The sequence below is a fragment of the Achromobacter maghribensis genome (assembly GCF_057334215.1).
Genome location: NZ_JBHFII010000017.1, coordinates 233809 through 256768 on the forward strand (window position 1 = coordinate 233809; position 22960 = coordinate 256768).

27 protein-coding genes are annotated in these 22960 nt (G+C 62.5%); 8 read left to right on the forward strand and 19 right to left on the reverse strand.

Features of this window, described 5'->3' with window-relative positions:
* The 5 genes from ACE039_RS07955 to ACE039_RS07975 all read left to right on the forward strand — a co-directional run.
* Positions 1-908, forward strand: a 908-nt coding sequence (locus tag ACE039_RS07955; RefSeq protein ID WP_485822052.1) for a substrate-binding domain-containing protein, incomplete at its 5' end; no start/stop codon positions are given.
* A 15-nt stretch (positions 909-923) separates the two neighbouring features.
* On the forward strand, positions 924-1694 hold the full coding sequence (locus ACE039_RS07960; protein WP_485822053.1) for an ABC transporter ATP-binding protein: 771 nt from the start codon (positions 924-926) through the stop codon (positions 1692-1694).
* Entirely contained in the window at positions 1691-2440 is a 750-nt protein-coding gene (locus ACE039_RS07965; protein ID WP_485822054.1) for an ABC transporter ATP-binding protein, read from the forward strand. The genes ACE039_RS07960 and ACE039_RS07965 overlap by 4 nt, the downstream gene beginning before the upstream one ends.
* Positions 2437-3447 (forward strand): branched-chain amino acid ABC transporter permease, encoded by a 1011-nt coding sequence (locus tag ACE039_RS07970; protein WP_485822055.1) that lies wholly within the window; start codon positions 2437-2439, stop codon positions 3445-3447. Before ACE039_RS07965 ends, ACE039_RS07970 begins: the two co-directional genes overlap by 4 nt.
* 11 nt (positions 3448-3458) lie before the next feature.
* Entirely contained in the window at positions 3459-4526 is a 1068-nt protein-coding gene (locus ACE039_RS07975) for a branched-chain amino acid ABC transporter permease (protein ID WP_448710667.1), read from the forward strand.
* Positions 4527-4577: 51 nt separating this feature from the next.
* Here ACE039_RS07975 and ACE039_RS07980 read toward each other — a convergent pair whose 3' ends face one another.
* The 18 genes from ACE039_RS07980 to ACE039_RS08065 form a co-directional block, all read right to left on the reverse strand.
* A complete protein-coding gene (locus ACE039_RS07980; protein ID WP_485822056.1) occupies positions 4578-5012 on the reverse strand; it encodes a hypothetical protein in 435 nt (144 codons plus the stop codon).
* Positions 5013-5163: 151 nt separating this feature from the next.
* On the reverse strand, positions 5164-5667 hold the full coding sequence (locus ACE039_RS07985; RefSeq protein ID WP_485822057.1) for a hypothetical protein: 504 nt from the start codon (positions 5665-5667) through the stop codon (positions 5164-5166).
* 88 nt (positions 5668-5755) lie between these two features.
* Complete coding sequence (rpsQ, locus tag ACE039_RS07990; protein ID WP_006227023.1) at positions 5756-6037, reverse strand: 30S ribosomal protein S17; 282 nt, start codon at positions 6035-6037, stop codon at positions 5756-5758.
* Positions 6038-6039: 2 nt separating this feature from the next.
* Complete coding sequence (gene rpmC, locus ACE039_RS07995) at positions 6040-6231, reverse strand: 50S ribosomal protein L29 (RefSeq protein WP_003806912.1); 192 nt, start codon at positions 6229-6231, stop codon at positions 6040-6042.
* Positions 6232-6242: 11 nt separating this feature from the next.
* Entirely contained in the window at positions 6243-6659 is a 417-nt protein-coding gene (gene rplP / locus ACE039_RS08000; protein WP_006216552.1) for a 50S ribosomal protein L16, read from the reverse strand.
* Between the two features lie 2 nt (positions 6660-6661).
* The gene (rpsC, locus tag ACE039_RS08005) at positions 6662-7456 is read right to left on the reverse strand and encodes a 30S ribosomal protein S3 (RefSeq protein WP_006227022.1); all 795 of its coding nucleotides are present in this window, start codon (positions 7454-7456) and stop codon (positions 6662-6664) included.
* 9 nt (positions 7457-7465) lie between these two features.
* Entirely contained in the window at positions 7466-7795 is a 330-nt protein-coding gene (rplV, locus tag ACE039_RS08010) for a 50S ribosomal protein L22 (protein ID WP_006227021.1), read from the reverse strand.
* A gap of 3 nt (positions 7796-7798) precedes the next feature.
* Positions 7799-8074: a 30S ribosomal protein S19 gene (gene rpsS / locus ACE039_RS08015; protein WP_006216555.1), complete on the reverse strand. Its 276-nt coding sequence runs from the start codon at positions 8072-8074 to the stop codon at positions 7799-7801.
* Positions 8075-8086: 12 nt separating this feature from the next.
* Entirely contained in the window at positions 8087-8914 is an 828-nt protein-coding gene (rplB, locus tag ACE039_RS08020) for a 50S ribosomal protein L2 (RefSeq protein WP_006227020.1), read from the reverse strand.
* A complete protein-coding gene (gene rplW / locus ACE039_RS08025) occupies positions 8915-9211 on the reverse strand; it encodes a 50S ribosomal protein L23 (RefSeq protein ID WP_006216557.1) in 297 nt (98 codons plus the stop codon).
* Positions 9208-9828 carry a 50S ribosomal protein L4 gene (gene rplD / locus ACE039_RS08030; protein ID WP_105555697.1) on the reverse strand — a complete coding sequence of 207 codons (621 nt, stop codon included), beginning with the start codon at positions 9826-9828 and terminating at the stop codon, positions 9208-9210. Before rplD ends, rplW begins: the two co-directional genes overlap by 4 nt.
* 4 nt (positions 9829-9832) lie before the next feature.
* The gene (gene rplC, locus ACE039_RS08035) at positions 9833-10522 is read right to left on the reverse strand and encodes a 50S ribosomal protein L3 (RefSeq protein WP_169270130.1); all 690 of its coding nucleotides are present in this window, start codon (positions 10520-10522) and stop codon (positions 9833-9835) included.
* A 458-nt stretch (positions 10523-10980) separates the two neighbouring features.
* Positions 10981-11292 carry a 30S ribosomal protein S10 gene (gene rpsJ / locus ACE039_RS08040; protein ID WP_003806903.1) on the reverse strand — a complete coding sequence of 104 codons (312 nt, stop codon included), beginning with the start codon at positions 11290-11292 and terminating at the stop codon, positions 10981-10983.
* A gap of 74 nt (positions 11293-11366) precedes the next feature.
* Positions 11367-12557 carry an elongation factor Tu gene (gene tuf, locus ACE039_RS08045; RefSeq protein WP_057285896.1) on the reverse strand — a complete coding sequence of 397 codons (1191 nt, stop codon included), beginning with the start codon at positions 12555-12557 and terminating at the stop codon, positions 11367-11369.
* Between the two features lie 75 nt (positions 12558-12632).
* Positions 12633-14735: an elongation factor G gene (fusA, locus tag ACE039_RS08050; protein WP_105555695.1), complete on the reverse strand. Its 2103-nt coding sequence runs from the start codon at positions 14733-14735 to the stop codon at positions 12633-12635.
* Positions 14736-14753: 18 nt separating this feature from the next.
* The gene (rpsG, locus tag ACE039_RS08055; protein ID WP_006216561.1) at positions 14754-15224 is read right to left on the reverse strand and encodes a 30S ribosomal protein S7; all 471 of its coding nucleotides are present in this window, start codon (positions 15222-15224) and stop codon (positions 14754-14756) included.
* 166 nt (positions 15225-15390) lie between these two features.
* On the reverse strand, positions 15391-15768 hold the full coding sequence (gene rpsL, locus ACE039_RS08060) for a 30S ribosomal protein S12 (RefSeq protein ID WP_005017264.1): 378 nt from the start codon (positions 15766-15768) through the stop codon (positions 15391-15393).
* A 549-nt stretch (positions 15769-16317) separates the two neighbouring features.
* Complete coding sequence (locus ACE039_RS08065) at positions 16318-17019, reverse strand: response regulator transcription factor (protein ID WP_105555694.1); 702 nt, start codon at positions 17017-17019, stop codon at positions 16318-16320.
* 266 nt (positions 17020-17285) lie between these two features.
* Here ACE039_RS08065 and ACE039_RS08070 point away from each other — a divergent pair, with 266 nt between their 5' ends.
* The 3 genes from ACE039_RS08070 to ACE039_RS08080 are packed head-to-tail and all read left to right on the forward strand — an operon-like array spanning position 17286 to position 21467.
* Positions 17286-18002 carry a response regulator transcription factor gene (locus tag ACE039_RS08070; protein ID WP_448708015.1) on the forward strand — a complete coding sequence of 239 codons (717 nt, stop codon included), beginning with the start codon at positions 17286-17288 and terminating at the stop codon, positions 18000-18002.
* A 35-nt stretch (positions 18003-18037) separates the two neighbouring features.
* Positions 18038-19141 (forward strand): FecR domain-containing protein, encoded by a 1104-nt coding sequence (locus tag ACE039_RS08075; protein WP_448708016.1) that lies wholly within the window; start codon positions 18038-18040, stop codon positions 19139-19141.
* 10 nt (positions 19142-19151) lie between these two features.
* Entirely contained in the window at positions 19152-21467 is a 2316-nt protein-coding gene (locus tag ACE039_RS08080) for a CHASE2 domain-containing protein (RefSeq protein WP_485811820.1), read from the forward strand.
* Between the two features lie 8 nt (positions 21468-21475).
* On the opposite strand, the gene ACE039_RS08085 is transcribed toward ACE039_RS08080, so the two are convergent.
* Positions 21476-22735, reverse strand: a complete 1260-nt coding sequence (locus ACE039_RS08085) for a serine/threonine-protein kinase (RefSeq protein WP_485822058.1) — start codon at positions 22733-22735, stop codon at positions 21476-21478.
* Between the last annotated feature and the right edge of the window lie 225 nt (positions 22736-22960).

Sequence of the window (22960 nt, forward strand, 5' to 3'; positions counted from 1 at the left end):
CCGACAACGCCGATATCGCCGTGGGCCCCACCTCGTCGGGCGTCGCGCTGGCCATGCTGCCGATCGCCGAAGAGTACGAGAAGATCCTGTTGGTGGAGCCCGCCGTGGCGGATTCGATCACGGGCGAAAAGTGGAATAAGTACATCTTCCGCACGGGCCGCAACTCGTCGCAGGATGCGATCGCCAACGCCGTGGCCTTCGACCAGGCGGGTACCTCGATCGCCATGCTCGCGCAAGACTATGCCTTTGGCCGCGACGGCGTGAAAGCCTTCAAGGGCGCGCTGAAGAACGCCAAGATCGTGCACGAGGAATACCTGCCCGCCAACGCCACCGACTTCACCGCGGGCGCGCAGCGCCTGTTCGATGCGCTGAAGGACAAGCCCGGCCGCAAGATCATCTTCATCCTGTGGGCGGGCGCGGGCAATCCGTTCAAGATCGCCGACCTGGATCCCAAGCGATTCGGCATCGAGATCGCGACGGGCGGCAACACGCTGGCCGCGATGACACCGCTGAAGTCGCTGGCCGGCATGGAAGGCGCCACCTATTACTACTACGGCATCCCCAAGAATCCGATCAACGACTGGCTGGTCGCGGAACATCAGAAGCGCTACGGTCAGCCGCCGGACTTCTTCACGGCGGGCGGCATGTCGTCCGGCATCGCCATCGTGGCGGCGTTGAACAAGACCGCGGGTGATTCCGATACGGACAAGCTGATCAAGGCGATGGAAGGCCTGAGCTTCGACACGCCCAAGGGCAAGATGACGTTCCGACCCGAAGACCACCAGGCCATGCAATCCATGTACCACTTCCGGATCAAGAGCGACCCTTCGGTGCCATGGGCGGTGCAGGACCTGGTCAAGGAAATCACGCCTGACCAGATGGCCGTGCCGATCCAGAACAAGCGCTGAAGGCGCGCCACTGCGATGTTGGAAACCCAATCGCTCACGATCCGTTTCGGCGGGCATGTGGCCGTCAATGGTGTCAGCTGCCGTTATGCGCCTGGCACGCTGACCGCCATCGTCGGCCCGAACGGCGCGGGCAAGACCACTTACTTCAACTTGATCTCTGGCCAGCTGCGCGCAAGCGCGGGGTCGGTGCGGCTGAACGGCCGCGATCTGACCTCGCTGCCCGCGCCGGCACGCATGCACGCGGGTCTGGGCCGCGCGTTCCAGCTGACCCAGTTGTTCCCGCGACTGTCCGTTCACGAGAATGTCCGGTTGGCGCTGCAATCGCGTCAGCAAGGCATGAGCTGGCGCCAGATCCGCTTCTGGCGCACCTGGGACGACGACCGCGGCCTATTGACGCGCGCCGACGCGCTGCTGGAACGCACGCGGCTATCCGCAAGGCGCGACCAGCCTGCCGCCGACCTGCCGCATGGCGATCAGCGCAAGCTGGAGATCGCGATGCTGATCGCCCTGGAACCCCAAGTCTTCATGTTCGACGAACCCACCGCCGGCATGAGCGTGGACGATGTGCCCGTGGTGCTGGAGCTGATCCGCGAGATCAAGAACGATCCCTCCAAGACCATCCTGCTGGTGGAGCACAAGATGGATGTGGTGCGCGAACTGGCCGACCGGATCGTCGTGCTGCACAACGGCCAACTGATGGCGGACGGCGATCCCGCCACCGTCATCGCCTCCCCCATCGTGCAGCAAGCCTATCTGGGCATGAGCCCGACGGAGCACAAGGCATGACCGCCCCGCTGCTGGAACTCAAGGACGTGCAAACGCATATCGGCGCGTATCACATCCTGCACGGCGTGAATCTGGCCGTGCCACCTGCGGCCGTGACCATGCTACTGGGTCGCAACGGTGCCGGCAAGACGACGACGCTGCGCACGATCATGGGTTTGTGGCGCGCCTCGCAGGGCCAGATCACATTCGAGGGCATGCCCATTGGCGGCCCCGACACACGCAAGTCGCCCCCTGACATGGCGCGCATGGGCATGGCCTACGTGCCCGAGAACATGGGCATTTTCGCTGACTTGTCGGTCAAAGAGAACATGCTGTTGGCGGCTCGCCAGGCCCGAAGCGCCGAGCAGCTTGATACCGCGCGACTGGAATGGATCTTCGGCTTCTTTCCGGCCCTGAAGAAGTTCTGGCTGCACCCCGCCGGCAAGCTTTCCGGGGGCCAGAAGCAGATGCTGGCGGTTGCCCGCGCCATCATCGAACCCCGCCGGCTGTTGCTGATCGACGAGCCCAGCAAAGGGCTGGCGCCTGCCATCGTGCAGGACATGATCGATGCCTTCATCGAACTCAAGCAGGCGTCCACCACCATCCTGCTGGTCGAACAGAACTTCAACTTCGCGCAACGGGTCGGCGACCACGTCGCGGTCATGGACAACGGCCGCGTCGTGCACGCCGGCGGCATGCGCCAGCTTGCGGAAGACGACTCGCTACAGACACGCCTGCTGGGCCTGTCGTTAGGAAGCCACCAATGAGCACCCTGGATATCGATGCCCCGCTGCCGCGAACCCGCGTGGATTTGCGCCCTGTCCTGCTGGTCGTGGCGCTGGCCGCCCTGGCCTTGCCGATGGTCGGCTCTTTTTCAACCTGGGTCACGCTGACGCTGGCCGGCCTGGCAATGGGCATGATCATCTTCATCGTGGCGTCAGGCATGACCCTGGTGTTCGGACTGATGGACGTCCTGAACTTCGGGCACGGGCTCTTCATCGCTATTGGCGCCTACATGGCGGCGACGGTGCTCGGCGGCATGGCAGACTGGACCCAGACAGGCAGCCTGTGGATGAACCTGGCCGCGGTGTTGCCGGCCATGATCGTGGGCATGCTGGTGGCAGGTGCCGTGGGCATCGCGTTCGAACGCGTGATCGTGAGGCCCGTGTACGGACAGCACCTCAAGCAGATCCTGATCACGATGGGCGGCATGATCATCGGTGAAGAGATCATCAAGATGATCTGGGGCCCACAGACCCTGTCGCTGCCGCTGCCCGAAGCCCTGCGGGGCGCATTCCTGCTGGGCGATGCGGCCATCGAAAAATTCCGGATCGTGGCGCTTGCCGTGGGCGTGCTGGTGCTGGGCGGCATGCTGTGGCTGCTGAACCGCACCAGGCTTGGCCTGCTGATCCGAGCCGGCGTGGAAGATCGCGAGATGGTGGAAAGCCTGGGCTACCGCATCCGGCACCTGTTCGTAGGCGTGTTCGTCGCCGGATCGATGCTTGCCGGGTTGGGCGGTGTGTTGTGGGGCATGTACCAGCAGTCGGTCGTGCCGCAATTGGGCGCGCAGGTAAACGTGCTGATCTTCATCGTGATCATGATCGGCGGCCTGGGCTCGACCGTCGGGTGTCTGATCGGCGCGCTGCTGGTGGGCCTGATGGCCAACTACACGGGTTTCCTGCTGCCCAAGGCCGCCCTGTTCTCGAATATCGCGCTGATGGTCGCGATTCTGTTGTGGCGCCCGCAAGGCGTGTATCCGGTCACGAATCGCTAGGAATCGCCAACATGTCTTTTCGCCTGCTCTCCGGCGACCCGCCACGCAGCACCGTCCTGGCACTGGTGCTGATCACGGTCGTCGCCTTGCTTGCCGCCGCACCCTTCCTCTTTCCCGGCCCCAAATCACTGGCAGTCGCTGCCAAGATCCTGGTGTTCGTGATCCTGGTCGCCAGCTACGATCTGCTGCTGGGCTACACAGGCATCGTGAGCTTTGCACACACCATGTTCTTCGGCATTGGCGCCTATGGCGTGGCGATCGCCAGCATCCGGATGGAACCCGGCTGGGCCGCCGTGTTCGCGGGCGTGGGCGGCGCGCTGGCGGTGTCGCTGGCTTTCGCCTTGCTGATCGGCCTGGCCAGCCTGCGCGTGCGCGCCATCTTCTACGCAATGATCACGCTGGCCGTCGCGGCGGCCTTCCAGACGCTGGTGTCGCAGCTGTCGGACCTGACCGGTGGCGAAGACGGCCTGAATTTCAAAGTTCCCCAGGTGTTGCGGCCCGCGTTCCGCCCGCTGTCGGAGCCCCTGTTCGGCATCACGGTCGACGGCCGCATCATCACGTATTACCTGATCGCCGCGGTCTGCGCCTTGTTGTTCCTGATGCTGCTGCGCATCGTGAATTCCCCCTTCGGCCGCGTACTGCAAGCCATCCGCGAGAATCCTTTCCGCGCCGAGGCGATCGGCTACCGCACCGTGCTGTACCGCAGCCTGTCCAATTTGCTGGCCGCTGGTTTCGCCACGCTGGCCGGCGCCATGTACGCGCTTTGGCTGCGCTACAACGGTCCGGATACGTCGCTGTCGTTCGAGATCATGCTGAACATCCTGCTGATGCTCGTGATCGGCGGCATGGGGACCATGTATGGCGCGGTGGTCGGCGCCAGCCTGTTCGTATTCGCGCAAAGCTATCTGCAAGATGGCCTGCACGTGATCCACGATGCCGTGTCGGGCGTGGCACCGCTGGCTCTGCTGTTCGAACCGGACCGCTGGCTGCTGTGGCTGGGGATCCTGTTCGTGGTGTCGGTCTACTACTTTCCGACCGGCATCGCGGGACGGCTGCGAGAACTGGCGCGGCGGCGCTGACCGCACGGGACGGCAGCACGCGCGGCAACGCCGCGCATGCCATCCACCGCTTTACTTCACCTTGCTGCTCAAGCGGTCCAGGTCGCGGCTAAGCTGATTGACCTGGCGTTCAAGCGCCGCGATCTGGCGCTCGGTGGCATTGTTGCTGCTGCCGTTTCGGTTGCTGTCGCTTTGGTTGCGCTCCAGCAAGGCGATCTTCCTGCCCTGATCGTCCACCTTGCGCTGCAGCTCGCGATTCTGGTTCTTCAACTCGTCCAGTGCGCGCGCCTGGTCCCTGACCTGATCCATCGCCTTCTGCAATTCCCGGACTTCGATCCCTGCGCTCGCCCGGCTATTGCTGCCGACGACCACAACGCTGTCATGGTACGGCCGGGCGATTTCCACATTCCTGAAGTTGATGTTCTGGGCACCTGCCAAGGCCGAATACGCCATGCATGCCCAGACAACCAAACCCGCAACGCCCCATCTGCCTGCGGACCGGATCATAGATGCGCCTCCTGTTGGACTTGTCAGCGCATGATTGCGCTGCAGGAGTTATATCAGGGGCCGGCAGGCCCCGGGGCATCGTCTGCGCCTAGAGTCGCTACGCTGCGTTTCAGTCGCCGCGAAACGGCGTTGAACCAGCGCAGAAACGGCGCTATTTGCCGCTCTGGCGCAGCGTGTCGGCTTCGCGCCGCATGCTGTCGACGCGCCGCTGCATTTCGTCGATCTTGCCGCGGTCAAGCTGCGATCCGCTCGGCGTGGGCGCCAAGGGCTGCATCGTGGAACCCGAGTTCAACGGCATCATCGCCGGCGGCGCCGTCGCCGCGTCGACCGGCTTCTGATTCAGCAACCGCTCAAGCAACAACAGCTGGTCGCGCTGCCCCTGCAACGCCTGTTCCTGCGTCACCAAGGCTTGCTCACCCTCGTCGTCGCTGCCAAAAATGGCCGCGTGATCGCGTGATCCGGCGGGAAGCTTGACGCGCGGCTCGGGCCCCGCGTTCAGGACATTCTTGCCCGCGCGCGCGTCGTCAACGGGTGACGCCGCGGTAACCTCCGCGCCGGGCTCGCCACGTTGCGCACTGGCGGTGGCTGCCGCGCATAGCGCGACGCCAAGCATACCGGCCTTGATGGCATTGCGCATGATGTCCATTACCTGCATGGGCCTGAACCTCCGGAACAAAAAAAAACGGCAAGGGGATGAGCCCTTGCCGTTTTATATCAGAACGGCGAACCGTTCCGATGACTACTTAGATGATACGTGCGGCTTCAACCAGACGCACCACACGCCACGACTTCGAGCGCGAGATGGGACGGCCTTCAGCGATTTCAACCGTATCGCCTTCGTTGAATTGGTTCGATTCGTCGTGTGCCTTGTACTTCGCGGAGCGCACGATGATCTTGCCGAAGATGGGGTGCTTGACGCGGCGCTCAACGAGCACAACGACAGTCTTGTCCATCTTGTTGCTGACGACCTTGCCAACCAGCGTACGCTGGCGCTTGGCCACTTGGGTGTTTTGAGTTTCGCTCATGTTTATTTCCCTGCCTTCTCGGTCAGCAAGGTACGAACGCGCGCAATGTCGCGACGCACGTTGCGCAGCTGGCTGGTGTTGGCCAGTTGCTGCGTGGCCTTCTGCATACGCAGACCGAATTGTGCCTTCAGCAGGCTTTCGAGCTCTTTGCCGAGCTCGGCGGCGTCTTTCGAACGGAGTTCGCTAGCTTTCATGTTAGTACTCCTTAAGCACCGATATGACGCGCGACGAACGTGGTCGAAATCGGCAGCTTGGCAGCGGCCAGGCGGAAAGCTTCACGCGCGATCTCTTCGCTCACACCTTCCATTTCGTAGAGCACTTTGCCGGGCTGAATTTCAGCGACCCAGTACTCAGGATTGCCCTTACCGTTACCCATACGGACTTCGGCGGGCTTTTGCGAGATGGGCTTATCCGGGAAAATGCGAATCCAGATACGGCCGCCACGCTTGATGTGACGATTGATAGCACGACGAGCAGCTTCGATCTGGCGAGCGGTCAGACGGCCACGGCCGGTGGCCTTCAGACCGAATTCGCCGAACGACACGTGGGTACCACGGGTCGCCAGACCGGTGTTGCGGCCCTTCTGCTCTTTGCGATACTTTCTGCGAGAGGGTTGCAGCATGGTTATTCTCCTTCAGGCGCCGGAGCAGCGTCCGCCTTGCGGGGACCACCACGACCACGACCACCCGGACGACCGGTGCGAGCACCGTCCGGACGATCACCACGCGGAGCGCGGCGCGGACGACGTTCTTCTTCGCGCGGGGCAGCGGTTTCCGGCGGCAATTCGCCGTTAGCCAGCATGTCGCCCTTGTAGACCCAGACCTTGATGCCAATCACGCCATACGTGGTGTGGGCTTCGGAGGTGCCGTAGTCGATGTTGGCCTTGAGGGTGTGCAGCGGCACACGGCCTTCGCGATACCACTCGGTGCGAGCAATTTCGATACCGTTCAGACGGCCGGCGCTCATGATCTTGATGCCTTGGGCACCCAGACGCATTGCGTTCTGCATCGCGCGCTTCATTGCGCGACGGAACATGATGCGCTTCTCGAGCTGTTGCGAGATCGAGTCGGCGATCAGTTGAGCATCGGTTTCCGGCTTGCGGATTTCTTCGATGTTGACGTGCACGGGCACGCCCATCAGACGCTGCAGATCAGCCTTCAGGCTTTCGATGTCTTCGCCGCGCTTGCCGATCACCACGCCCGGACGAGCCGAGTAGACGGTGATGCGGGCATTCTTGGCCGGACGCTCGATGATCACGCGACCAACGGAGGCGCTCTTGAGCTTCTTCTTGAGGTACTCGCGAACGCGAATGTCTTCGGCAAGCATCGTGCCAAAGGCCTTGTCGTCGGCGAACCAACGCGAGGACCAATTACGGGTGACCGCGAGACGGAACCCAGTGGGGTGAATTTTCTGACCCATCGTGACTCCTTAAGCTCCGACCTTGACCGTGATATGGCAGGTCTGCTTCTCGATACGGTTGCCGCGGCCCTTGGCGCGAGCGGAGAAGCGCTTCATCGACTGAGCCTTGTCCACAAAAATCGTGGTGACTTTCAGTTCGTCGATATCTGCGCCGTCGTTGTGCTCGGCGTTGGCGATGGCGGACTCGACAGCCTTCTTCAGGATGACGGCAGCCTTCTTCGGCGAGAAGGTGAGGATCTCCAGCGCACGGCCGACCTTCTGACCACGGATCAAGTCCGCAACCAGACGGGTCTTCTGTGCCGAGATGTGCACCCCACGGATAATGGCAGTAGTTTCCATCGCTTACCTCTTCGCCTTCTTGTCCGCGGCGTGACCCTTGAACGTACGGGTCAGCGCGAACTCGCCCAGCTTGTGACCGACCATGTTCTCGTTGATGTACACGGGGACATGCTGCTTGCCGTTGTGCACAGCGATCGTCAGACCGATGAACTCGGGCAGGATCGTGGAACGACGCGACCAGGTCTTGATCGGCTTCTTGTCTTTGCCCGCGACGGCCGTGTCCACCTTTTTGATCAGGTGAGCATCGACAAACGGGCCTTTCTTGATCGAACGTGACATAGTGTTCGCCTCTTACTTGCGCTTGCGCCGTTGGACGATCATATTGTTCGTCCGCTTGTTGCGACGGGTCTTGAAACCCTTCGCCGGAGTACCCCACGGGCTGACCGGTTCGCGTGCTTCACCGGTACGGCCTTCACCGCCACCGTGCGGGTGGTCCACCGGGTTCATGGCAACGCCACGGACCGTCGGGCGGATACCACGCCAACGCATTGCACCGGCCTTGCCGATTTGGCGCAGGCTGTGTTCTTCGTTACCGACTTCACCAATGGTGGCGCGGCATTCGATGTGCACACGGCGAACTTCACCCGAGCGCAGACGAACCTGAGCGTAGATGCCTTCGCGAGCCAGCAGGACGGCGGAAGCGCCAGCCGAGCGGACCATCTGAGCACCCTTGCCAGGCAGCATTTCGACGCAGTGAATCGTCGTACCCACCGGGATGTTGCGGATCGGCAGGGTGTTGCCGGCGCGGATCGGGGCTTCGATGCCCGACAGCACAGTGGCACCCACTTCCAGACCACGCGGAGCGATGATGTAACGACGTTCGCCGTCGGCGTAGCACAGCAGAGCGATGTGCGCCGTACGGTTGGGGTCATATTCCAGACGCTCAACCTTCGCCGGGATACCGTCCTTGTCACGACGGAAGTCGACCAAGCGGTAGTGTTGCTTGTGACCGCCGCCACGATGGCGGATCGTGATGTGACCGTTGTTGTTACGGCCAGAACCACGGGTCTTCTTTTCCAGCAGCGGCGCGTAGGGCTCACCCTTGTGCAGGTTGGGACTAACAACCTTCACCATGCCACGGCGGCCGGCCGAAGTCGGCTTAACTTTTACGAGGGCCATTTACTTCACCTCCGCAAAGTCGATTTCCTGGCCGTCCTTGAGCGACACGTAAGCCTTGCGCTCATTACGGCGACGGCCAACGAATCGGCCAAAGCGCTTGACTTTGCCCTTACGGTTGAGGACCTGCACGGACTCGACCTGCACCTTGAAGAGCAGTTCGACGGCAGCCTTGATTTCCGGCTTGGTAGCGTCAGCCACGACACGGAAAGCGACTTGCTGATTCTTCTCAGCGACGAACGTGGCCTTTTCGGTCACGATCGGAGCCAGAATGACTTGCATCAAGCGTTCAGCGTTCATCCCAGCATCTCCTCGAGTTGAGCGATGGCCGGCTTGGTGATCAGCACTTTCTTGTAGTGGACCAGCGACAACGGATCGGCATAACGGGGCTCGACAACAGCAACGTGCGGCAGGTTGCGGGTGGCGAGGTAAACATTCTCATCAACGCTGTCGGTGATGATCAGGACCGAGTCCAGGCCCAGGCTCTTCAGCTTTGCGGCTGCGTCCTTGGTCTTGGGCGATTCCAGATCGAACGATTCGACAACGGCGATACGATCTTCACGAGCCAGTTGCGACAAGATCGAACGGATCCCGGCGCGGTACATCTTCTTGTTGACCTTCTGGCTGAAGTTCTCTTCGGGCGAGTTCGGGAAAATCCGACCACCGCCACGCCACAGCGGCGACGAAGTCATACCAGCGCGTGCGCGGCCGGTACCCTTCTGGCGCCAGGGCTTCTTGGTCGAGTGCTTAACTTCGGCACGATCCTTCTGAGCGCGGTTGCCGGCACGGGCATTGGCTTGGAAAGCCACCACGATCTGATGAATCAGCGCTTCGTTGAAGTCACGGCCGAAGATCGTATCGGGCGCGCTGAACGTAGCAGCGGCCTGACCTTGGTCGTTCAGGAGCTTGAGATCCATTTACTTACGCTCCCTTCTTGGCCGGGGCCTTGATGGCCGGGCGCACGACGATGTCGGCGCCAGCGTGGCCGGGGACAGCGCCCTTGACCAGCAGCAGGCCGCGCTCAACGTCAACGCGAACGACGTCGAGGTTTTGAACGGTGCGGGTGACATCACCCAGGTGACCAGCCATGCGCTTACCCGGGAAAATACGGCCCGGATCTTGTGCTTGACCAATCGAGCCGGGAACGCGGTGCGAACGGGAGTTACCGTGCGAAGCGCGTTGCGAACCGAAGTGGTGACGCTTGATGGTACCGGCGAAGCCTTTACCAATGGTCGTGCCCGTCACGTCGACCTGTTGGCCGGCTTCGAACACGGATTCCACGGCGATCACGGAACCGGCCGCAAATTCAGCGGCGCGAGCGGGATCAAGGCGGAATTCTTTGAGGATGCTACCGGCTTCAACGCCGGCTTTGGCGTAGTGGCCCGTTTGCGGCTGAACCACACGCGAGGCACGACGAGTGCCATAAGTCACTTGGATCGCGGCGTAGCCGTCGGTTTCCTGCGACTTAACTTGGGTCACGCGGTTGTTCGACACGTCCAGCACGGTCACCGGGATGGATTCACCTTCCTCGGTAAAAATGCGGGTCATGCCGACCTTGCGACCCACCAGCCCCAGCCGGTGAGCGGCGGGCGTGGGTGTCGAATTCGACATCGTTTTCTCCATTCCCGACTGCGATTGGTCGGGGCTAATCGGGCAAAAGGTAACGGCCTTTGCCCTACGACTATGTTCAACCTGGGTCGGGGAGTAATTTGGGGGGATCAGTTGGGTTTTAGCCCATCCCGCCATCCCGTTCCCATAGTCAGTCTTGCCACAAAATGGCAAGCTTGGCATATTAGCATGATTTTTCCAGTCGGCACAAGTACTTAGCCCACTTCCGGCGTGTGTGGCGCGGTCGTTTTGCCACACTGCGATCAAGCGCTCTTGGCGACGTTTGAAACCGGCCTCTGCTGGGACAGTAAGCGCCCGCTAACTTGCCTTGCCGGCAGACAGGGCGGCGCGTGTGGCGCCGACGAACGCCATATGCCGCAAAAAACAAAATGGCCGCACTCCCGGGGGAATACGGCCATTCTTTTCGAACCTGCCGGCGAAGGTAGCAGGCCCGATACGCCTTACTGCAGCGCGATTTCGACGTCGACGCCGGCCGGCAGGTCCAGACGCATCAGCGCGTCAACGGTCTTGTCGGTGGGATCAACGATGTCCATCAAGCGCTGATGGGTACGGATTTCGAACTGGTCGCGCGACGTCTTGTTGACGTGCGGCGAACGCAGGACGTCATAGCGACGAATACGCGTCGGCAGCGGCACCGGGCCGCGGACAACGGCGCCGGTACGCTTGGCGGTGTCGACGATTTCAGCGGCCGATTGATCGATCAGCTTGTAATCGAAAGCTTTCAAGCGGATACGGATCTTTTGGTTTTTCATGGCGTTTCCTAAAGAACGAGAGGCGAAGGCGACAAAGCGCCCTCGCTGGTTGTTTGCTGCTTAATTGATCCGAATTACTTCAGGATCTTGGCGACGACGCCGGCGCCGACGGTACGACCGCCTTCACGGATGGCGAAACGCAGGCCTTCTTCCATGGCGATCGGAGCCAACAGCTTGACCGTCATGGCCACGTTGTCGCCCGGCAGAACCATTTCCTTGTCGGCCGGCAGCTCGATCGTGCCCGTCACGTCCGTCGTGCGGAAGTAGAACTGGGGACGATAGCCTTGGAAGAACGGAGTGTGACGGCCGCCTTCTTCCTTGGACAGGATGTACACCTCGGACGTGAAGTCCGTGTGCGGGGTGATCGAGCCCGGCTTGGCCAGAACTTGGCCACGCTGGACGTCTTCACGCTTGGTGCCGCGCAGCAGGATGCCCACGTTGTCGCCAGCTTGACCTTGGTCGAGCAGCTTGCGGAACATTTCAACGCCCGTGCAAGTCGTCTTGACCGTCGGCACCAGGCCCACGATTTCGATTTCTTCGCCGACCTTGACGATGCCGCGTTCGATACGACCCGTCACCACCGTGCCACGACCCGAGATCGAGAACACGTCTTCAACCGGCATCAGGAACGCGCCGTCAACAGCACGCTCAGGCGTCGGAATGTACGAATCCAGCGCAGCTGCCAGGTTCATGATGGCCTGTTCGCCCAGTTCGCCCTTGTCGCCTTCCAGCGCCAGCTTGGCAGAACCCTTGACGATCGGGGTGTCATCACCCGGGAAGTCGTACTTCGACAGAAGTTCGCGAACTTCCATTTCCACCAGCTCGAGCAGCTCGGCGTCGTCAACCATGTCAGCCTTGTTCAGGAAGACGATGATGTACGGCACGCCAACTTGGCGGCTCAGCAGGATGTGTTCACGCGTTTGCGGCATCGGGCCGTCAGCGGCCGACACGACCAGGATCGCGCCGTCCATCTGAGCGGCGCCCGTGATCATGTTCTTCACATAGTCAGCGTGGCCCGGGCAGTCAACGTGCGCGTAGTGACGCGCTTCCGTTTCGTACTCGACGTGGGCGGTGTTGATCGTGATGCCGCGAGCCTTTTCTTCAGGAGTCGCATCGATCTGGTCGTAGCCCTTGGCTTCGCCACCGAACTTGTTCGACAGAACGGTCGTGATAGCTGCCGTCAACGTCGTTTTGCCGTGGTCAACGTGACCAATCGTACCCACGTTCACGTGCGGCTTGGTACGTTCAAACTTGCCTTTTGCCATGATCTCTATCCTTTAACTTTCAAGGAAACTTGAATCTGCCAGGCCGCCCGGATGAGCGGACCTGGCTAGGGTTATTTACTTGGCCCGAGCGGCGATGACTTCGTCAGCGACGTTCTTGGGAGCCTCGGAGTAATGCTTGAATTCCATCGTGTACGTGGCACGACCTTGCGTCAGCGAACGCAGGTTCGTGGCGTAACCGAACATCTCGGCCAGGGGCACTTCAGCCTTGATGGTCTTGCCGCCACCGACCATATCGTCCATGCCTTGGACCATGCCGCGACGCGAGGACAGATCGCCCATCACGGTACCAGCGTAGTCTTCCGGCGTTTCGACTTCAACGGCCATCATCGGTTCCAGCAGCACGGGGCTGGCCTTGCGCAGACCTTCCTTGAATGCCATGGAGCCGGCCATCTTGAACGCGTTTTCGTTCGAGTCCACATCGTGGTACGAACCGAAGAACAGCGTGACCTTGACGTCGACGATCGGGTAGCCAGCCAACACGCCCGAAGGCAGCGTTTCCTGGATGCCCTTGTCCACCGCGGGGATGTATTCGCGAGGAACCACACCGCCCTTGATGGCGTCCACGAATTCGAAACCACCGCCAGGAGGCAACGGCTCGACCTTCAGCACCACGTGGCCGTACTGGCCGCGGCCGCCCGACTGCTTGACGAACTTGCCTTCAACTTCGTCGCAGGTCTTGCGGATGGTTTCACGGTAGGCCACTTGCGGCTTGCCGACGTTGGCTTCAACGCCGAACTCACGCTTCATGCGGTCGACCAGAATTTCCAGGTGAAGCTCGCCCATGCCGGAAATGATGGTTTGGCCGGATTCTTCGTCGCTGCGCACGCGGAACGACGGATCTTCCTGAGCCAGACGCGACAGCGCCAGACCCATCTTTTCCTGGTCAGCCTTCGACTTCGGTTCCACGGCCTGCGAGATCACGGGCTCGGGGAAAATCATGCGTTCGAGCAAGATGTGGGAGTCGATGTCGCACAGCGTTTCGCCGGTGGTCACGTCTTTCAGACCCACCACGGCGGCGATGTCGCCTGCCAACACTTCCTTGATTTCTTCGCGGTTGTTCGCGTGCATCTGCAGAATGCGGCCGATACGTTCCTTCTTGCCCTTGATGGGGTTGTAGACCGTATCGCCCGACTTCAGGACGCCCGAGTAAACGCGCACGAAGGTCAATTGACCCACGAACGGATCGCTCATCAGCTTGAATGCCAGTGCCGAGAACTTCTCGCCATCGTCAGCCGAGCGCTTGACGGGATTGCCGTCATCGTCCATGCCGTCGACCGGGGGAATGTCCACGGGCGAAGGCAGGTAGTCGATGACCGCATCCAGCATGCGCTGCACGCCCTTGTTCTTGAAGGCGGTGCCGCACAGCATCGGCTGGATTTCGCCAGCGATGGTGCGTTGGCGGATGGCCAGGTTGATTTCTTCTTCGTCCAAGGAACCCGTTTCCAGGTACTTGTTCATCAGCTCTTCCGACGATTCGGCGGCAGCTTCAACCAGCTTTTCGCGCCATTCGTTGGCCAGACCTTCCAGCTCGGCCGGAATGTCGTGGTAGTCGAACTTGATGCCTTGGCTGGCTTCGTCCCAAATGATCGCCTTCATCTTGACCAGGTCGACCACGCCTTGGAACGTGTCTTCGGCACCGATCGGGATCACGATCGGCACGGGATTGGCGCGCAGGCGATTCTTCAGCTGGTCATAGACCTTGAAGAAGTTTGCGCCGGTGCGGTCCATCTTGTTGACGAAGGCCAGACGCGGCACGCCGTACTTGTTGGCTTGGCGCCACACGGTTTCGGACTGGGGCTGAACGCCGCCCACTGCGCAGTAGACCATGCACGCACCGTCCAGGACGCGCATGGAACGTTCCACCTCGATGGTGAAGTCCACGTGCCCCGGGGTGTCGATGATGTTGATGCGGTGTTCGGGATAGTTCTTCGCCATGCCACGCCAAAACGCCGTCGTAGCTGCCGACGTAATGGTGATGCCACGCTCTTGCTCTTGTTCCATCCAGTCCATGGTGGCTGCGCCATCATGCACTTCGCCAATCTTGTGATTGACGCCGGTATAGAACAGGATACGTTCGGTCGTGGTGGTCTTCCCTGCATCGATGTGCGCAGAGATACCAATGTTGCGATAGCGCTCGATCGGGGTTTTGCGGGCCATGGTGGATTAGTCCTTAAATTACCAGCGGAAATGGCTGAAGGCCTTGTTGGCCTCTGCCATCTTGTGCGTGTCTTCGCGCTTCTTCATCGCGGCGCCACGACCTTCGGAGGCGTCGATCAGTTCGCCAGCAAGACGCAGATCCATCGATTTCTCGCCACGCTTCTTAGCGGCTTCACGGAGCCAACGCATAGCCAGGGCCAGGCGGCGCACGGGGCGCACTTCAACCGGCACTTGGTAGTTGGCACCGCCAACGCGGCGGCTCTTCACTTCGACGATCGGCTTGATGTTGTTGATCGCCAGGCTGAAAACTTCGATCGGCTCTTTGCCGGTCTTGGTTTGCACTTGCTCGAGGGCGCCATAGACGATGCGCTCGGCGACGGCCTTCTTGCCGTCCAGCATGACGACGTTCATGAACTTGGCGAGTTCGACGCTGCCGAACTTGGGATCGGGCAGAATCTCGCGCTTGGGTACTTCGCGACGACGGGGCATTGTTGCTTCCTTGTGTCTGTTCAGTTGAACCGTGTTTCATTACACGGCCATGGCCGCCCATTGGGACGACCCCTTACGTGCCGCGCTCCATCCCAGAAACCGGAGGGCGCGGTCGCACTTCCCTAGTGACGGACTTCCGCCACGCGGGGGTACTGCTGACTCGTTATTAAGCCTTCTTCGGGCGCTTGGCGCCGTACTTCGAGCGGGCTTGCTTACGATCCTTGACGCCTTGCAGGTCGAGGGAACCGCGCACGATGTGATAACGCACACCGGGCAAGTCCTTCACACGACCGCCACGCACCAGAACGACCGAGTGCTCTTGCAGGTTGTGGCCTTCACCGCCGATGTACGAAATGACTTCGTAACCGTTGGTCAGACGCACTTTGGCAACCTTGCGCAGAGCGGAGTTCGGCTTCTTGGGGGTGGTGGTGTACACGCGAGTGCACACGCCGCGGCGTTGCGGGCAGTTTTCGAGCGCGGGGCTCTTGCTTTTGATGATGCTGACTTCGCGCGGCTTGCGCACGAGTTGGCTAATGGTAGGCATGACCTTTGAAATCCCTTTTACGTACCACTGGTAAGTACTTACGTACTCGTCTCCAGAAGAGTGTCTTTCGGAGAAGGCAGTTCGCGCAAAACCGCCTCAAACGTTCATATACGTAAAAGAGCGGGCTTGCCAACAAACTATGACAAACGCACAAAACTGGATGCCTCGGGGGCAGTCGGACCGATGGACCCAAAACAAAAGGCTCGTGACGCACCTTGATTTCGGACCCTGGACTGTTTACCCTTTAGCGTACAGATTTTGCGCGCGAAATAAAGCAGTAAGCCCTTTAGCATAACTGAGATCAAGGGATACTGTCAAAGAAATTTGTAAATGCCGCAGTGCGGCACGCCGCCCGCGAGATAGCGGCGAGATAGCGGCTAAAGACAACGATTGCGGCGCGAGTCGTGAAAAATGGGGCCACGTACACGGCAATTACGGATAGGCCGAAGGCTTGAACGACGCCGATCCTGCCCCGAAGCAGCGGGATGGCTCGGGGTAAGTCCTATGTAAACACGAGCGCGTGCCGAGCAGTTTACCTGCCCGACCGAGCTACTGGTCGGCGAACAAGTAACCGCTGCCGTATACGGTACGGATGGGAAGCATGACGCCCGCCAATTCCGCCTTGCGGCGCAGCCGGCTGACGATCACATCGATGCTGCGCGACCCGCTTGCACGCACCCCGCCCCCTTCCACACGGAGCTCGTCGCCCAGTTCGGACCGGCCCACCGCCCTGCCCGCCACTTCCAGCAGCGACCGCACGATCAAGCGCTCGTTGGCCGACAGCGAAATGGCCGCGCCCGACGGTGCGACCAGCGTCCAGCCCTGATCCCGCAATTCCCATTGACCGTTGACCGTATCGTCCGAGACGGGATTCTCCTGGGCGGCGGGCAGGCGGCGGGCCAACGCCAGCAGGATGCAGGCGAGTTCACGCGGATCCTGAGGATCGGTCAGACAAGCGTCGGCGCCGCTTTGCAGACAGCGCAGGCGGGTGTCCACGGACATGCCGCGGCCGGAGACCACGATTCCCATGGAAGACGAGCCATGCAGCCGTGCCACCAGGGCGTAGCCGATTTCGCCCAGCGTCCCGACATCCAGGACGACGGCATCGTAGACACCGCTATTGAGCAATCCGAACAGTTCAAGAGACGTCGAGCAGCCGCGGGCCGAGATCCCGGCCTGCAGCAGCGCGGACACGGCGGCGTTACGGGCCACTTCGTCCGGCGACATCATAAGTATGCGCAATTGATTCATAGCTAATTTCCACCTCTAACCCTAAATCGCTCCGTATTGCTGAAATGTGACAGCGATGCGTGGGGCAATTGAGACAGTGTGGCGTCTTGTTACGCAACAACTCCAGTCAAGATTCGTTAACTTTGCAATGTTTGACAGTTCTTTCCACAACGTAGCCAGTCCAGCCTCTGCCCGAGTTATCATTCCATTACATACATTCGCTCACCCTCTGCAGTAGGGCGCCACAGTGCGCGCTTGCGTCGCAAACCTTCGCGAGAACACGTTTGATGAAAATCGCGTCTCTGGAAGACGACCTTGATCAAGCCCGGCGAATCCAGCAAGTGCTGACCGCCGCGGGATACACCTGCACCAGCTATCACCAAAGCCGTGACCTGCTGGCCGCATTGCGCACCGAGAACTTCGACCTCGTGCTGCTGGACTGGCACCTACCGGATATCGACGGCGACGATGTGGTGCGCTGGCTGCGCGCCAATATCGGCCCGCGCGTGCCCGTCATCTTCCTGACCAACCGGTCCAGCGAAGACGACCTGGTGGAAGGGCTGCGCGCCGGCGCCGACGACTACATCGTCAAGCCTTTGCGACCGCTGGAATTGCTGGCCCGAGTGGCGGCGTTGCTGCGCCGCAGCCAGATCGCCGAACCCGCCAACGACTCGTTCGACGTCGCCAACTACCGCGTCGAGCCGGCAGCACGTGTTATCTCGCTGAACGGCGTCGCGGTCAGCCTGGCGCCGAAGGAATTCGATCTGGCGCTGCTGTTCTTCCGCAATCAGGGCCGCCTCATGTCGCGCGACGTCCTGGCGGAATGCGTCTGGAACCGGGAAATTCCCGCGACCTCGCGCACGCTGGACACGCACTTGTCCAACATCCGGCAAAAACTCCAGCTGCGCCCCGAGAACGGTGTGCGCCTTACCTCTTCCTACGCCCTGGGCTACCGGCTGGAACTGATCGGCGCGTCGGAAGACAACCCGGCGCGCGCGTCGTAGACGCCTTGCGCGCCCCCCCTGGAGAACTGATCGCTATGAGCCGCTGCCGCGCGCTTTCTTTGCTTGCCTTGCTTTCTTGTGCGTTGACGGTACCTGTCCATGCCCAGCCCGCCGGGGCGCTGGGCGATGACTTCATCTATCGCGTCCGGCAGGGCGACACCCTGATCGATCTGGCCACGCGATACACGCGCAAACAGGCCAACTGGGCGCCGCTGCAGACATTGAACAACGTCACCACCCCGGAACAGCTGCCCATCGGACTGGAGTTGCGCATCCCGCTGGCGATGATTCCGGAACGCGCCGCCGAGGCGCGCGTGCTGCACGTCAGCGGCCAGGCCAACATGAACGGCAAGCCCTTGCAACAGGGCCAGACCCTTTCCGAAGGCAGCACCGTGGTGACGGCGCCCAATGGCTTCGTTACGCTGGAATTGGCCGACGGATCCAAGCTCACCCTGCCCGCCGGCGGGTCGGTCGAACTGGCGCGCTTGCGCCAATTCGAAGGCACTGCACTGACCGACTCCGTCATCCATGTGCAACGCGGCAGCGTTGAATCCACCGTCGCCCCCACGGGCCAGGGCGTAGGCCGCTTCGAAATCCGCACGCCTGTCGCCGTCACCGGTGTGCGCGGCACGCGTTTCCGCGTGCAAAGCGGCCCCGGCGGCGTGCATAGCGAAGTGCTGGAGGGCAGCGTGCGCTTGCAACCGCATGCCCCCGGTACCTCACCCGCCAAACCGGTTGCCGTGGCGCGCGGCTATGGCGCCGCCGTACGCAACGATGGCAGCGTGTCGGGCGTGCGCGAATTGCTGGCCGCCCCGCAGCTGTCTCCCCCCGAGCGATCGGGCGGGGTCTGGACCAGCGCCTTCCCCCCCGTGGCCGGCGCGCAAGGCTACCTGGTGCGCGTGTCGCGCGATGCGGACGGGGCGCTGCCCGTGTCGTCGGTCGCCTTCCCGACCAACTCGATCCGTTTCACCGCCCCCGGCGCCGGCACGTACTACGTATCGGTGCGCGCCATCGATGATCTGGGCCTGAACGGCCAGGACGCGGTCGCAACATTCGAAGGCGCGAACCAGCTGATGACGCCCTATGGCTTGGGCGTAGGTAGCGGCTCGGGCGAACCCATCATATTGACCGAATACTAGGTCGCGCTTCATGGCCGACGCTGTCGACACCGTTGACCGGACCTCGCGCTCAGGACTGTGGTTGACGATAGCGCTGGCGGTGCTGGCGGCCGTGCTGGGCTCGCTCAATGGCCTGGGACGGGTTGACCAGATTCTTTACGATCGTGTCGCGGCGCTGACCAGCCGCGCGGCAGACCCCGACATCCTGATCGTCGCCATCGACGACGCCAGCATCGATACGCTGGGACGCTGGCCGTGGCGACGCGCGATCCATGCGGCGCTGCTGGACCGCCTGCAAGGCGCCCGCGCCGTCGGCCTGGATCTGATCTTCGCGGAAAGCGACACCGTCAATCCGAACGACGACCGGCTTCTGGCCGACAGCATCCGGCGCAACGGCCGCACCGTCCTGCCGGTCGTGCTGGACCGCCTGGTCAATCCCTCGTCCATGGCGGCCCCCATCCCGCCCTTGGCGCAAGCCGCCGCATCCAGCGGTTTCATCAACGCCCGCGTGGATTCCGACGGTGTCGTGCGCGAAGCGACGCCAGCCACCACGTTCGCCGGCGAACGCCGCCTTCATCTCGCCCTGTCCATGCTCGAGGTCGGCGGCCAGGCTGATAAAGCGCAACAACTGCTGCAGAAGGCAGGCCCCGACGGCAGCATCCTGATCCCCTACGCCGGCTCCACGGCTCACATGCGCACCGTCTCGTACCTGTCGGTGCTGCGCGGCGATGTGCCGCCCGACGAGGTCCGCGGCAAGTATGTACTGGTCGGCGCCTGGGCCACGGGGCTGGGCGACGCCTACCCCACGCCGGTCTCGCATGACCTTGCCGGCATGTCGGGCGTGGAGATCATCGCCAATCTGCTGCAAGCGGCGCGCGACGGTATTACGTACCAGCGGCCGGCCGCCGCCTGGAATGCGGTGTTCTCCGCCCTGCCCGTGCTGCTGGCATGTTTGGCGTTGTGGCGGCTGTCGCCCAAGCGCGCGCTGTTGGTCAGCGTCGCGTTGATCGCGGGCATTCTTCTAGCCTCGTGGATGCTGCTGGCCCACGCCAATCTATGGTTCGCCCCGACCGCCGCGCTGATCGGCGTGGCGCTGTGCTACCCGCTCTGGAGCTGGCGCAGCCAGGAAGCGGCCCTGCGCTACATGGACAACGAGTTGAGCCGGCTACAGCGAGAATACCCGCCGGTGTTGAACGAGGCCCGCGCCCAGCTCACCGGCCCCAGCGCCTCGTTGGAAAGCCGGGTGGGCGAATTGGGGCGTGCGCTGGCGCGTGTGCGGAACTTGCGGCGTTTCCTGGCCGACGGGCTCGACGGCATGCCCGACGCCACGCTGGTCTTCGATCAGGAAGGCCGCATGCAGTTCCGAAACCAGGCGGCCGTCATGTATTTCCAGCGCCTGGGCATGCGCCCGCCGCGCGTCGGCCACCCCGCCACGCACCTGCTCGAAAAAACGATTTCCGACGACGCCACGCGGCAACGCGTGTCGGAGGCGCTAAGCGGACAACGCCCCGCTGACACCACATCGCCTTGGAGCGCGGACCTGGAAGTGCGCGATTACGCCGGTCGCGACCTGATCCTGAAATGCGCGCCCATCCATACCGCCGAAGGCAACTTCGCCGGCACCGTCGCCACCCTGACCGATATTTCGCGCATCCGCCAGGCGGAGCGACAGCGCGAAGAGACCCTGCGTTTCATCTCGCACGACATGCGCGCCCCGCAAAGCTCCATCCTGGCGCTGGTGGAGATGAAGCAGGAGGCCGGTACGCAGGACGGCCACGCCGATACGCTGACCCGCATCGCCACACTGGCCAACCGCACCCTGCATCTTGTCGACGACTTCGTGCATCTGACGCGGGCCGAATCCATGACGATCAGCGCCGTGGAATTGGACCTGGGCAGCCTGCTGCAGGACGGCGTCGACGAATTCTGGGCGTCTGCCCACAAGCGCGGCATCGCGCTGGACCTGCGGCTGCCATTGCCCGCCGCCTACACGCGGGGCGACCAGACGCTCTTGATGCGCGCGCTGTGCAATCTGATCGACAACGCCATCAAATACAGCCCTGCCCAGACACGGATCGAATGCAGCATCGACGAAACGCCTGGTTTCTGGCGCGTGCACGTCCGCGACCAGGGCCAAGGCATCGCCGAGGCGGATCTGGCCCGCCTGTTCGAACCGTTCTCGCGGATAGGCGTGGAAACGCGCGGCGATGTGGGCGGCGCGGGTTTGGGCCTGGCGTTCGTGCGCACGGTGGCCGAACGCCATGGCGGGTCGGTGGAAGTCAGCAGCGAACCGGGCGTCGGCTCGGTATTCACCTTGCGCCTGCCCGCAGCGCCCGACGCGCCGTAGCTCAGCCCCTATTGAAAGGTGTGCGAGATCACTCCGGGCTTGCCGGCCTTGATCTCCAGGGTGCCCCGATACGGCGGCAAGTCCGCGTTGCGCAGCACCACCTGGTATTTCCCAGGTATCAACCGCAGCTCTTTGACGGGCGGGCTGATGCCGCGCGCGATACCGTTGATCCACACCTCGCCCCAAGGACGGATGTCCAGGCGCACCGTCACGGGCACCGCCAACGGCCTGGGCTTGGGCGCCTCATCGGCGGACGGGGCCGCGGCAGCCGGCGCTTGAGCGGTGGGGTCCGGCACTTCCGTCGGAGCGGCGGGAGCGGGTGGTTCCACCGCGTTTGACTCCTTCGTGGCGGGCGCCTGTTCCGGCTGGGGCACTGGCGGCGCGGAAGGTTGCCATTGGGCAGTAGGCGGCGGCGGCGTCGACGCGACAGGCGGCAAGTTCGCTTGCGGGGCCGGGAGCACCGCGGGCGGGTTGGGCTGGACCAGTTCCGAGCTTGTGATCAAAGAGTGTGGGGTCCCCATGCCCCAGTGGACCCACGCATACATGCCGATGCCGATCAGCGCCACGACGGACAGCAGTCCCAACAGCGGACGGCGGCGGCTGGCCGGCTTGGCCGCATGGGCCGTGGGCGGCGGCACATAGGCGGCCCCCGCCGTGGCGTCGGCTTCAACCGGCGCCGGTTCGATGTATGCCGCCACGCCCAGCAAGGCAGCTAGCTCGGCCAGCGTCTGCGGTCGATCAGCAGGCGCCATGGCCAAGCCGCTATCGATGACGGCCAGGAAATCGGGGCTGTACTTGGAAAGCCCTTGCGATGCCAACGGCTCGTAAGTGTCCATCGCGCGGCGTTCCGGCGCGGGCGTCGGGCGATGGCCGGTCACCAGGGCATGCATCACCGCGCACAAGGCGTAGACGTCGCTCCAGGGGCCACGCGGCCATTCGCTGGAGTCGGAATAGAGCTCGAACGGCGCGAAACCGGGAGTTGGGCTTCGGCTCGCACGGCGCGAGCGCGCCACCACGAGTTCGGGCAGCAGATGCGCGCGCGCGCCCTCGTCCATGCCCACGGTTTCCAGCGAGATATCGCCACAGATCTCACCCTGCGCGTGCAAGGCGATCAGAGACGGCAGCAGATCCGACAGGAGCCGCTTGATGCGCGTTTCCGGCACGCCCCCCGCCGTGCTGGCGGCGATCGCACTCAAGGGACGCAGGGCAAGCGGCGCAGCGCCAGAAAAGGGGCCACGCGGCGTCAGGAGGCCGGTGGACGAAGGCATTATCGGAATTGCGCTCATGCGCGTAGTGTGCAAAGGTTGATTAGCCTGAATATTATCCAATCCGCAACACCAGGACATTGCCGAAAATGTCCGAGCGCATCAGGCTGTGGCACGATAGCGTACCGTCCAATATCCCTACTTCCCTTTCAAGCCATGAAAATTCGCTTTCTGAGCAGTCTGCTCGGCGCGTCCTTGATGTTGGCGGGCTGCGCCGGACTCCCGTCC

Excerpts from the sequence above, each read along its gene's own strand:
- ACE039_RS08070 (WP_448708015.1), top strand. The coding sequence starts at position 17,286 with ATGAAAATCGCGTCTCTGGAAGACGACCTTGATCAAGCCCGGCGAATC.
- rpsQ (WP_006227023.1), bottom strand. The coding sequence starts at position 6,037 with ATGAGCGAAACTCAAAACACCCAAGTGGCCAAGCGCCAGCGTACGCTG.
- ACE039_RS07970 (WP_485822055.1), top strand. The coding sequence starts at position 2,437 with ATGAGCACCCTGGATATCGATGCCCCGCTGCCGCGAACCCGCGTGGAT.
- tuf (WP_057285896.1), bottom strand. The coding sequence starts at position 12,557 with ATGGCAAAAGGCAAGTTTGAACGTACCAAGCCGCACGTGAACGTGGGT.
- rplV (WP_006227021.1), bottom strand. The coding sequence starts at position 7,795 with ATGGAAACTACTGCCATTATCCGTGGGGTGCACATCTCGGCACAGAAG.
- ACE039_RS08075 (WP_448708016.1), top strand. The coding sequence starts at position 18,038 with ATGAGCCGCTGCCGCGCGCTTTCTTTGCTTGCCTTGCTTTCTTGTGCG.
- rplD (WP_105555697.1), bottom strand. The coding sequence starts at position 9,828 with ATGGATCTCAAGCTCCTGAACGACCAAGGTCAGGCCGCTGCTACGTTC.
- rpsS (WP_006216555.1), bottom strand. The coding sequence starts at position 8,074 with ATGTCACGTTCGATCAAGAAAGGCCCGTTTGTCGATGCTCACCTGATC.
- ACE039_RS07960 (WP_485822053.1), top strand. The coding sequence starts at position 924 with ATGTTGGAAACCCAATCGCTCACGATCCGTTTCGGCGGGCATGTGGCC.
- ACE039_RS07980 (WP_485822056.1), bottom strand. The coding sequence starts at position 5,012 with ATGATCCGGTCCGCAGGCAGATGGGGCGTTGCGGGTTTGGTTGTCTGG.
- ACE039_RS08080 (WP_485811820.1), top strand. The coding sequence starts at position 19,152 with ATGGCCGACGCTGTCGACACCGTTGACCGGACCTCGCGCTCAGGACTG.
- rpsG (WP_006216561.1), bottom strand. The coding sequence starts at position 15,224 with ATGCCCCGTCGTCGCGAAGTACCCAAGCGCGAGATTCTGCCCGATCCC.
- rpsJ (WP_003806903.1), bottom strand. The coding sequence starts at position 11,292 with ATGAAAAACCAAAAGATCCGTATCCGCTTGAAAGCTTTCGATTACAAG.
- rpsC (WP_006227022.1), bottom strand. The coding sequence starts at position 7,456 with ATGGGTCAGAAAATTCACCCCACTGGGTTCCGTCTCGCGGTCACCCGT.
- rplP (WP_006216552.1), bottom strand. The coding sequence starts at position 6,659 with ATGCTGCAACCCTCTCGCAGAAAGTATCGCAAAGAGCAGAAGGGCCGC.
- ACE039_RS08065 (WP_105555694.1), bottom strand. The coding sequence starts at position 17,019 with ATGAATCAATTGCGCATACTTATGATGTCGCCGGACGAAGTGGCCCGT.
- rpsL (WP_005017264.1), bottom strand. The coding sequence starts at position 15,768 with ATGCCTACCATTAGCCAACTCGTGCGCAAGCCGCGCGAAGTCAGCATC.
- ACE039_RS07975 (WP_448710667.1), top strand. The coding sequence starts at position 3,459 with ATGTCTTTTCGCCTGCTCTCCGGCGACCCGCCACGCAGCACCGTCCTG.
- fusA (WP_105555695.1), bottom strand. The coding sequence starts at position 14,735 with ATGGCCCGCAAAACCCCGATCGAGCGCTATCGCAACATTGGTATCTCT.
- rpmC (WP_003806912.1), bottom strand. The coding sequence starts at position 6,231 with ATGAAAGCTAGCGAACTCCGTTCGAAAGACGCCGCCGAGCTCGGCAAA.
- ACE039_RS07965 (WP_485822054.1), top strand. The coding sequence starts at position 1,691 with ATGACCGCCCCGCTGCTGGAACTCAAGGACGTGCAAACGCATATCGGC.
- rplW (WP_006216557.1), bottom strand. The coding sequence starts at position 9,211 with ATGAACGCTGAACGCTTGATGCAAGTCATTCTGGCTCCGATCGTGACC.
- ACE039_RS08085 (WP_485822058.1), bottom strand. The coding sequence starts at position 22,735 with ATGCCTTCGTCCACCGGCCTCCTGACGCCGCGTGGCCCCTTTTCTGGC.
- rplB (WP_006227020.1), bottom strand. The coding sequence starts at position 8,914 with ATGGCCCTCGTAAAAGTTAAGCCGACTTCGGCCGGCCGCCGTGGCATG.
- rplC (WP_169270130.1), bottom strand. The coding sequence starts at position 10,522 with ATGTCGAATTCGACACCCACGCCCGCCGCTCACCGGCTGGGGCTGGTG.
- ACE039_RS07985 (WP_485822057.1), bottom strand. The coding sequence starts at position 5,667 with ATGCAGGTAATGGACATCATGCGCAATGCCATCAAGGCCGGTATGCTT.